Genomic DNA, 9,337 nt, shown 5'->3' with positions numbered 1-9,337 from the left:
CGTGCACGCGGCGCTGCTGGCCGGGTTGCTGTCGCACGTGGGCATGCGCCGCGAGGACACCCGCGAATTCCTCGGCGCGCGCAACTCGCGGTTCGTGCTGGCGCCCGGTTCGGTGCTGACCAAGCGGCCGCCGCGCTGGGTGATGGTGGCCGAGCTGGTGGAGACCAGTCGCCTCTACGGGCGGACCGGCGCGCGGATCCAGCCGGAGATCGTCGAGCGGGTCGCGGGCGATCTGGTGCAGCGCAACTACAGCGAACCGCACTGGGACGCCAAACGCGGCGAGGTGCTGGCCTTCGAGCGGGTGACGCTGTACGGCCTACCGCTGGCGGCGCGCCGCCGCGTCGGCTACGGCGGGGTGGAGCCGGCGGTGGCACGGGAACTGTTCATCCGGCACGCGCTCGTGGAAGGCGACTGGCAGACCCGCCATCACTTCTTCCGCGACAACGCCCAGCTGCGAACCGAACTCGAGGAGCTCGAGGAGCGGGCCCGTCGCCGGGACCTGCTCGTCGGCGACGACGACGTCTACGCCTTCTACGACGCGCGCGTCCCCGCCGGGGTCGTCTCGGCGCGGCATTTCGACGCGTGGTGGAAAAAGCAGCGGCACAGCACACCCGGCCTGCTGACGTTGACCCGCGACGACCTGCTGCGCACCGAGGACACCGCCGGGGCGGACCGGCCCGACACCTGGCGGGCCGGTGACGTCGCGCTGCCGTTGACCTACCGGTTCGAGCCCGGCGCCGCCGACGACGGCGTCACGGTGCACGTCCCACTCGACGTGCTCACGCGCCTGGGCGGCGAGGAGTTCGCCTGGCAGGTGCCGGCGCTGCGCGAGGAGCTGGTCACCGCGCTCATCCGCGGCCTGCCAAAAGATCTGCGCCGCAACTTCGTTCCCGCTCCCGACACCGCACGCGCGGTGCTGGCCGGCATCGATCCGGCCGGGGAGCCGCTGCTACCGGCGTTGCAGCGCGAATTGCGCCGCCGCAGCGGCATTCTGGTGCCCATCGACGCTTTCGACCTCACCAAGTTGGCACCGCATCTGCGGGTCACATTCGCCGTGGAGTCGCCCGACGGCACCGAGGTGGCCCGCGGCAAGGACCTGCCGGTGCTGCAGGAGCGGTTGCAGGCGGTGGCACGGCATGCCGTCGCCGACGCGGTCGCCGGCGACCTCGAGCGGACCGGCTTGCGCGCCTGGCCGGATGACCTGGAGCAACTGCCGCGCGTCGTGGAGCGCACGGTGGGCGGGCGCGCGGTGCAGGGGTTTCCGGCCTTCGTCGATGCCGGATCGTCGGTCGACGTGAGAGTGTTCGCAACGTCGGTCGAGCAGGCCCAGGCCATGGGACCCGGCATCCGGAGGCTGGTGCGGCTCGGCGCGCCGTCACCGGTCAAAGCTGTTGAGCGCCAGCTGGGTCCGCGGACCCGACTGGCGCTGGGGACGAACCCGGACGGCCCGCTGTCCGCGCTGCTCGACGATTGCGCCGACGCCGCGGTGGACGCGCTGGTCGAAGGGCCGGTGTGGACGCACGCCGAGTTCGCCGCGCTGCGCGAGCGGGTGGCGCGGGCGCTGCCGGCGACGACCGCCGACGTCGTGGGTCGAGTCGAGGCCGTGCTGTCCGCCGCGCAGGAGGTGCGGCTGGCCCTGCCCGCCCAGCCCACGCCGCCGCAGGCCGACGCGATCGCCGACGTCCGCGCCCAGCTCGCCCGGCTGCTGCCGCCCGGGTTCGTCACCGCCACCGGGTACGCGCACCTCGCCGAGCTGACCCGCTACCTGAGGGCCATCGGCCGGCGCCTCGACCGGCTGCCCCACGCGCCCCAGGCGGATCGGGAGCGGATGGCCCGGGTGCACGCCGTGCAGGACGCCTACGACGAACTGCTGGCCGCGCTGCCGCCGGCACGGCAGGCGGCGGCCGACGTCCGCGATATCGCGCGCCGGGTCGAGGAGCTGCGGGTGAGCCTGTGGGCCCAGCAGCTCGGCACGCCGCGACCGGTCAGCGAGCAGCGGATCTACCGGGCGATCGATGACGTGCGCGTCCGCTGTTGAGCTGCCCGGCTGCGAACATGGCGCGGCGGTGGAAATATCGCGGGCGTGACCAAGAAACCGCAGACGATCTCCTACCCGGCACCCGAAGCACGCCCGCACCGCCACGATCACGAACCGCTGGAACCCCACGTCATCGTCCTGTTCGGGGCCACGGGCGATTTGGCCAAGCGCAAACTCCTGCCCGGTCTGGCTTACCTGGATCAGTCCGAGCTCGCCCCCGACATCCAGGTTGTGGCGACGTCGCTCGAGGACTTCAGCGACGACGAGTTCCGCGACATCGCCAAGACCGCGATCGACGCGTTCGGCATCCACAAGCTCACGCCCGAACAGTGGTCCAACTTCGCGAAGATCGTGACCTACGTCCCGCAGAGCGCGGGACCCGCGGCGCTGGCTGCCGCGGTCACCCAAGCCGAGAACAAACTAGGGCCCAAGGTGCGCCGGCTGCATTACCTGTCCGTTCCCCCGAATGCGGCACGCACCGTCATCGACATGTTGCGTGACGCGGACCTGGTCGAGCGCTCCCGCGTGGTGATGGAGAAGCCTTTCGGCACCGACCTTTCCAGCGCGGTGGCCCTCAACGACTTCCTGCACCAAACCTTCGAGGAGTCCCAGATTTTCCGGATCGACCACTTCCTGGGCAAGGAGGCGGCCCAGAACATTCTGGCGTTCCGCTTCGCCAACGGCCTGTTCGAGCCGATCTGGAACCGCAACTTCATCGATCACATCCAGATCGACATTCCCGAGGCGCTGGGCCTGGACGAGAGGGCGAACTTCTACGAAAGCACCGGCGCCTACAAGGACATGGTGGTGACCCATCTGTTCCAGGTGATGGCGTTCGTGGTGATGGAGCCGCCGACGGCGCTCGAGCCGTACGCCATCAGCGAGGAGAAGAACAAGGTGTTCCGCTCGATGCTGCCCATCGAGACGTCCAACGTGGTGCGCGGCCAGTACAGCGGCTACCGCCAAGAGCCCGGGGTCGCCAAAGATTCCGACACCGAGACGTTCATCGCGCTCAAGGTCGGCATCGACAACTGGCGCTGGGCCGGCGTGCCGATCTACCTGCGTACCGGCAAGAAGTTGGCCGAGGGTATCCGGATCATCTCGATCGCGTTCCGCGAGGCGCCGCGCACCATGTTCCCGCCGGGGTCGGGGGTGGGCACCCAAGGACCCGACCACCTCACCTTCGACCTCGCCGACAACTCCAAGGTGTCGCTGTCGTTCTACGGCAAACGGCCCGGCCCCGGGATGAAGCTGGACAAGATGTCGATGCAGTTCTCCTCGCAGGAGATCGAGACGGTGGTCGACGTGCTGGAGGCCTATGAACGGCTCATCCTCGACGCGATGCGCGGCGACCACACACTGTTCACCACCGCCGAGGGCATCGAATCCCTGTGGGAGCGTTCACAAGAACTGCTCGAAGACCCGCCAGCCGCCAAAATGTACCAGCCGGGGACCTGGGGACCCAACGCCATTCACCAATTGATCGCACCCAAGGCGTGGCGGTTGCCGTTCGAGCGGGAGTGGCGCGAAAACAAGCGGGCAAGGGGCCACTAACGACCGAACAACGCAGGCCTACGCGTCAGCTCAGTACAATTCGGCGCTGAGATAGCTGATGGCGCCGCGGAACTCCTGAAGTATCTCGTTGTCGGGGACGGCGAAGCCGTACCTCTCGTACACCTCGTCGGTGGGGTGGACGGTGACCTGCCAGCCGGTCGACTCCAGGTGCTCAGCCGCCGGGCGACGTTCCCCGAGCCACACCAGTTCAGCGACGTCGATGTCCAGTCCGTACTTGCGCCAGGTGCTGCGCATCGCCCGCGCCCGCTCGTCGGTGAACACACTCATGTCGGTGATGTTCTCCGTGGCCAGCCGGCTGCCCGGCGCGCTGAGCGCGGTGATGTTGTCCAGGAGCCGGTCCTGGGCCTCTGGCGGCAGGTAGGGCAGCAGGCCCTCGGCGATCCACGCGGTGGGCGCTGCAGCGTCGAAGCCGTTGTCGCGCAGTGCGATCGGCCAGTCATCGCGCAGGTCGACGCTGACGGCGCGCCGCTCGGCGGTCGGTTGCGCGCCCAGGCCGGCGAGCGTGTCGGTCTTGAAGGCGATGACCTCGGGCTGGTCGACCTCGAAAACCACCGTGCCCGCCGGCCACGCCAACCGGTAGGCCCGCGCGTCCAGGCCGGCCGCGAGAATGACGGCCTGACGTACCCCGGCACCGGACGCGGCCTGGAAGAAGTCATCGAAGAACCTGGTTCGGACCGTCATCTGCTCGCGGCGCTGCTGCAGCGTCATGGGCGCGTCGTCGTCATCGACGGGGAGTTGCCCGTCGAGCATCCGGATGAAGAAGGGGTGTCCGACCGCGCGCACCAACGGCTCGGCGAACCGGTCGTCGAGCAGCGGGGCAGGCTCCCGGGATGCGAGCGCACGTGAGGCGGCCACCATCGTGGCGGTCGCTCCGACGCTGGATGCCAGGTCCCAGCTGTCGCCCTCGGTACGTGCCGAGCCTCCGGATGACATCGGTTTCTCCCTCCCGGCGTGACGCCGCCGCCGCTTACCTCACCGAATTACCTCACCGAGGTCGAAGCGTACTTTCTCCTATGCTGCGCTCAGCATGCACCCGCCGCAGACGAGAGCAGCCCGGCACTCGACGACAGGAAGCGAACCAGTCCATGGCACCGACACCGCGCCCGCGCCGATCCGCCCTCTACCTGCCCGCCAACAACGCCCGCGCGGTCGAAAAGGGCAAGACGCTGCCCGCCGACGTGCTCGTCTTCGACCTGGAGGACGCGGTGGGGCCCGACGCCAAAGCCGGCGCACGGACGACGGTGTGCGAGGCGGTCGCGTCGGAAAGCTACTCGCCGCGCGAGGTGGTGGTGCGCATCAACGGGCTGGGCACCGAGTGGCACGACGACGATCTGGCCGCGGTGGCCGCTTCGCCCGCCCACGGGGTGCTCGTGCCCAAGGTCGAAACGGGCGATCAGGTCCGAGCACTGGCCGCCACGCTCGAGCGCCTCGGCGCCCCGGAGTCGTTGCAGTTGTGGGTGATGATCGAAACGCCCCGGTCGTTCCTCAAGGCCGATGAGATCGCCTCGGCCAGCCAGCGATTGGCGGCGCTGGTGGTAGGCACCAACGACCTGGTCAACGATCTGCACGCGCTGCACGTACCCGGGCGCGCACCGGTCGTGCCCGCGTTGACGTTGGCGGTGCTGGGGGCGAGAGCGGCCGGGAAGGTGGTGCTGGACGGCGTGTTCAACGTCATCACCGACACGGAGGGCTTCCGCGCCGAGGCCCGCCAGGGCCGCGAAATGGGTTTCGACGGGAAGACTTTGATTCACCCTTCCCAGATCGGTCCGGCCAATGAAATCTTCGGTCCGTCGCAAGGCGAGGTTGCCGACGCCCGAAGGATCGTCGCGGCCTACGAGCAGGCGCAGGCGGCGGGCAGCAGCGTGATCACCGTCGACGGTCGCATGATCGAGAGTTTGCACGTGCGCAACGCCGAGCGGATTCTCGCACTCGCCGAACGCATCTCGGAGAGGGAAGCCGCCTCCTGAGTCACGGCCGCACGTCGTTGGCCGCGTCCGTGTGCTGGAACCCACCGGCGGGTGTGGGGTGCGACAGGAGGCCCTATTCCGCCACGGACCCGCACCTGCTGGAGTCGGTTGACATCAACGAAGTCGACAGCTTACTGCTGGCACACAAGCTCTACGGCGCGGCCCCGCTGGACCGCGGCGGGCGCGACGCCTACATGGCGGAACAGCCTCAGCTACCGCTGGTGGCCAGGGTGCCCTACGGGCTGCTGGCGGCGACGTTGGTGGGGATACTGCCGAATGGGCACGGGCGCCGTTGCCGTTACCGTACTTGCCGCCACCCGAGCGCACCGTGGGCCGTGCTGCCTGGTGCGCGCTGGTCAGCGGTATCCGTTCGGCGATGACGGGCTGACGGTACGCCGCCGACGGTAGCGTTATGCGGCGTGAACGATTTTATCGTCGTCAAGGTCAAGCCCGGCAGCCACAAAGGGCCTCTTGTCGAGGTCGGACCGGACGGTGTGCTGATCATCTATGTCCGGGAGCGCGCCGTCGACGGCAAGGCCAACGACGCGGTGACCGAGTTGCTGGCCACCCACCTCCGATTACCTCGACGCCGAGTCGAACTGGTTTCGGGAAAGACGTCGCGGCTCAAGCGATTCCGTGTGGCCTGAGCGGCTTCGCCGACGGGCCCGGCCCGGAAAGGGCGGCGTCGCGCGTTTCACGCTCGCAGGTTACGCGGTCGACTCGGCGGAGCGGGCCAACTCCGCTGTAGCCGAACGCAATTGGTCAGCGGAATTCAGCGGTGCCGGGAAGCCGGCGCGGGTGTAGGCCACCCCGCGTGGCGTGTGCACCCGCAGGTCCAGGCCGTAGCGGTCGACGCCGGTGCACACGGCGGTCTCGGTGTCGGGGTAGCCGCCGAACGCCCGGGCCATCGCGGCCAGGGCGGCGGCGTGGTCGGCGTTGAGATGCGCGAGCGCCCGGGTCGCCGCCGGCGCGATCGGATCCGGCGAAGCGGCGACGTATTGGTCGGCGGTGGCCGAGTCCATCCGGCCGTAGCCACCGACCCAGCGCACCCGCCGCACTGCGAGCACCCAGAGGGTGAAGTCGCTGAAGTCGAGGTAGAAACGGGCGGCCGGCACCGCTTCCAGGTACGCGGCGCGGGCCGCCTCCCGTTCGGCGTCGGGGGGTCGTGCGACCACCCCCGCCAGGGTGATTCGGCTGCCGGCCAGCGGGTCGGCGTCATTGCTCGCCGCCGCGATCGACAGGCTCGCCCTCGGGTCGGCGGCCAGGTTGCGGCCGTGCTCGGCCAGGTTCGACACGCACAGCACCGGCATCCCGCCCAGCAGCCCGTAGGCCACCAACGACGCCCACGGGTCACCGTCGGCGGTCAAGCTGGCCAGCGTGGCCGTGTTGGTGGCGGCGGCGATGGTGCGGGCCTCTTCCGCCGCGGAGCGACGGGTGGGGTTGGTCGGCGTCAGCAGGGGAGGGGGCGCGGAGGGCGCATCCCCGGGGTCGCCGTGATCGCGAGTGGCCACGGGGGGAGGCTAGCAGCGCGCGTCAGCTCGAGGCGCTGAGAATCTTGATCGCGAAGACGAGCGTGTCGCCCGGCCGGATCCCGGCGCTGGGCTGACCGTTGGGGTAGCCGTCCGCGGAGGTCATGGCGACGGCGACGGTGGATCCGACCTTTTGTCCCGTGATGGCCTTCTGGAAGCCCGGGACGACTCCGCCGAGCGGGAAGTCGACCGGGGCGCCGCGTTCGTAGCTGTTGTCGAACACCGACCCGTCACGCCCGTCGACGCCCATGTAGCAGACGGAAACACTGGCCGTGGCGGGAACCACCGGCCCATTGCCGGCGCGCAGGGTGTGCACCTGGGTCTGGGTGACGCTGAACGGTGTCGTCACCTTCACCAGCGGGGCCGTCGTGTCCGTGGACCCGGTGACCGCGACGCTGCCGGTGGCCCCGGCCAGGGTCCACTCGGGTGCTGCCCCGTTGGCCGGCGCTGCGGTCGGGCACGAGCCGGCAGCGGCCGCCTCGCCCGGTCCGACAAGCGCCAGCGCGGTCGCACACGTCGCGAGCACGACGGAGGAGTTCACCCGAGAAGATTTCACCGCCGTCACGCTACAGCCACCCGAGGCGTCCCTGACCGCCGCGCCCCGCATCCAGACGCGTGTCGGGACGCTTTATGCGCTTGGCGGCATAGAGGCCGGCGTCGGCGGCGGCATGCAGCGCGGCGATGTCGGCGGTCTCGCCGCTGTGCGATGCGGTGCCGACGCTCGTGTCCGGAGTGTGCAGCCGGACTCCGGCGACGAACTGCTCCGCCGCGGCCACCAGGGTTCGCGCCACCAGCCCGAAGGACTCCGCGGCCCCGACGATGGCGATCACGAAGACGACGTAGTCGAGGTACAAGCTGGCCGCGTGACTCAGCGGAAGGGCCAGGACACACGCGCCGGTGAGCACACCGACCAGTAATGCGCCGCGCCGCGGCGAGTAGAAGGCGCGCAGGTACATCGCCAGAAACATCGGCGCGATGAGGCAGGCGAACTCGGCGACCATGACATGGTGGAAGGCCATCACGGCGGGGGTGGCCCCGATCGCCACGGCCGTCGCCGGCGCGGGTTTGCCGGGCCGGACGGCCAGCCACACCAGCGCCGCGAGTCCGAGCACGACCGCCGCGATTCCCCCTGCTGAATTTCCCCGGGCCAGGCCGGGATGAATGGGAATCAGATTGCCGAACACCACGCCGTAGATGTACAGAAATGTGGTGGTAACCAGATAGATCCGCAGCAGCCGAATCTGGTGTTCGCCGTAGAAGCCTTTCCCGGCGTCGGCGCGCAACCGCAATCGATTTCGGCGAGCCCCCCGACGGCCGGGGAAGTCCAGAACCATATCGTCGACTCTCCTGATCACCTGCTGCGATACCGACGCTGCGCCAATTGTTCACTGCATGGCGTCGAGCGCGCGCAGCAACTGCCTTACCGCTGCCGAAATACAGCCGAGAAATGTGACAGGGGAATTCGCCGTCGTGATGCAGTGCGACCAACCGCATTCGCCGGCATGGTTGTTCAATCCGTGGGCGTGGGCCTGGCTCAAATCGCCCGATGTCCCAGGGGAGTGGCGTCCTCGCCAAGGCGCAGCCGCCGCACCCAAGATTGCAGATCCGGGTGATTCAGCAGCGCGTCCACCAGCGCAACCGGCCCGCCGACACAGCTCCCGTCGTCGTCCCACAGTGTCGAGAACAGCCAGGACCGGTCCGCGGGAAACATCACGTCGGGAACGAGGTAGGGCCGGTCGAGAGTGACGCCCGTCCGACGCCAGCCGGCTGCTTCCTCGGGGCCGGCCCGCACCAACATGTACGGCCAGTCCGCGTATATGTTCACCGGGGGCGCGTCGGGAAAGACGATGTCGCTGTCGCCACGTTCGAGATATGCGAGCCACCATCGCTGACCTGGCGACTGAGTTCGGAGGACCGCTATGACGGCCCGATCATGCCGAGGCTGCAGCGCATCGTCGCCGGGCAGCCGGACGGTTGCATCGTCGTCGAAGACCGGCGGGATTCCTGAGGTGATCAGCACGCCGACCGACGTCCCCGTGTTGATCCACGCGACGTCTGCCGCCGTGCCGAGCCGCCAGCCGCGACCGTCTCACATGACTTGCTCCATGACTCAAGCATGGAGGAACCGCCCTGGTGGGCGCCGGTTTTCCGGTCACCGCGGAAACGCCAGCGAAGGATGCATGACACCGTCGACGGCGCGGACGACCGTCCGGTGCTGTGCGTGCGGC

Annotated in this window: 10 protein-coding genes; 5 read left to right on the top strand and 5 right to left on the bottom strand. The window is 69.3% G+C overall.

Going from position 1 to position 9,337, the window contains the following annotated elements:
* Together AC2VOK_RS04450 and zwf are read left to right on the top strand one after the other, a co-directional pair.
* Positions 1-2,038, top strand: a 2,038-nt coding sequence (locus AC2VOK_RS04450) for a DUF3418 domain-containing protein (protein WP_428899407.1), incomplete at its 5' end; no start/stop codon positions are given.
* Positions 2,039-2,083: 45 nt separating this feature from the next.
* The gene (gene zwf, locus AC2VOK_RS04445) at positions 2,084-3,592 is read left to right on the top strand and encodes a glucose-6-phosphate dehydrogenase (RefSeq protein ID WP_428899406.1); all 1,509 of its coding nucleotides are present in this window, start codon (positions 2,084-2,086) and stop codon (positions 3,590-3,592) included.
* Between the two features lie 30 nt (positions 3,593-3,622).
* Here zwf and AC2VOK_RS04440 read toward each other — a convergent pair whose 3' ends face one another.
* On the bottom strand, positions 3,623-4,546 hold the full coding sequence (locus AC2VOK_RS04440; RefSeq protein WP_428899405.1) for a class I SAM-dependent methyltransferase: 924 nt from the start codon (positions 4,544-4,546) through the stop codon (positions 3,623-3,625).
* 152 nt (positions 4,547-4,698) lie between these two features.
* Between AC2VOK_RS04440 and AC2VOK_RS04435 the strand changes: the two genes are divergently transcribed.
* Genes AC2VOK_RS04435 through AC2VOK_RS04425 form a run of 3 tightly spaced genes read left to right on the top strand, consistent with a single transcriptional unit; the run spans position 4,699 to position 6,227 of the window.
* Complete coding sequence (locus AC2VOK_RS04435; RefSeq protein ID WP_428899404.1) at positions 4,699-5,580, top strand: HpcH/HpaI aldolase/citrate lyase family protein; 882 nt, start codon at positions 4,699-4,701, stop codon at positions 5,578-5,580.
* A 17-nt stretch (positions 5,581-5,597) separates the two neighbouring features.
* Entirely contained in the window at positions 5,598-5,960 is a 363-nt protein-coding gene (locus tag AC2VOK_RS04430) for a hypothetical protein (protein WP_428899403.1), read from the top strand.
* A gap of 39 nt (positions 5,961-5,999) precedes the next feature.
* The gene (locus tag AC2VOK_RS04425; RefSeq protein WP_428899402.1) at positions 6,000-6,227 is read left to right on the top strand and encodes a DUF167 domain-containing protein; all 228 of its coding nucleotides are present in this window, start codon (positions 6,000-6,002) and stop codon (positions 6,225-6,227) included.
* Positions 6,228-6,287: 60 nt separating this feature from the next.
* Here AC2VOK_RS04425 and AC2VOK_RS04420 read toward each other — a convergent pair whose 3' ends face one another.
* The 4 genes from AC2VOK_RS04420 to AC2VOK_RS04405 all read right to left on the bottom strand — a co-directional run bounded on the left by AC2VOK_RS04420 (position 6,288) and on the right by AC2VOK_RS04405 (position 9,129).
* On the bottom strand, positions 6,288-7,091 hold the full coding sequence (locus AC2VOK_RS04420; RefSeq protein ID WP_428899401.1) for a HugZ family pyridoxamine 5'-phosphate oxidase: 804 nt from the start codon (positions 7,089-7,091) through the stop codon (positions 6,288-6,290).
* A 22-nt stretch (positions 7,092-7,113) separates the two neighbouring features.
* Complete coding sequence (locus AC2VOK_RS04415; RefSeq protein WP_428899400.1) at positions 7,114-7,674, bottom strand: FKBP-type peptidyl-prolyl cis-trans isomerase; 561 nt, start codon at positions 7,672-7,674, stop codon at positions 7,114-7,116.
* A 1-nt stretch (position 7,675) separates the two neighbouring features.
* The gene (locus tag AC2VOK_RS04410; RefSeq protein WP_428899408.1) at positions 7,676-8,398 is read right to left on the bottom strand and encodes a GGDEF domain-containing protein; all 723 of its coding nucleotides are present in this window, start codon (positions 8,396-8,398) and stop codon (positions 7,676-7,678) included.
* Between the two features lie 245 nt (positions 8,399-8,643).
* A complete protein-coding gene (locus AC2VOK_RS04405) occupies positions 8,644-9,129 on the bottom strand; it encodes a hypothetical protein (RefSeq protein ID WP_428899399.1) in 486 nt (161 codons plus the stop codon).
* Between the last annotated feature and the right edge of the window lie 208 nt (positions 9,130-9,337).

This window comes from Mycobacterium sp. TH-M116 (assembly GCF_057473685.1).
The sequence above is the reverse complement of the archived record's forward strand: the minus strand, read 5'-3'. Positions and strand labels throughout refer to the sequence as shown.

Excerpts from the sequence above, each read along its gene's own strand:
- AC2VOK_RS04435 (WP_428899404.1), top strand. The coding sequence starts at position 4,699 with ATGGCACCGACACCGCGCCCGCGCCGATCCGCCCTCTACCTGCCCGCC.
- AC2VOK_RS04440 (WP_428899405.1), bottom strand. The coding sequence starts at position 4,546 with ATGTCATCCGGAGGCTCGGCACGTACCGAGGGCGACAGCTGGGACCTG.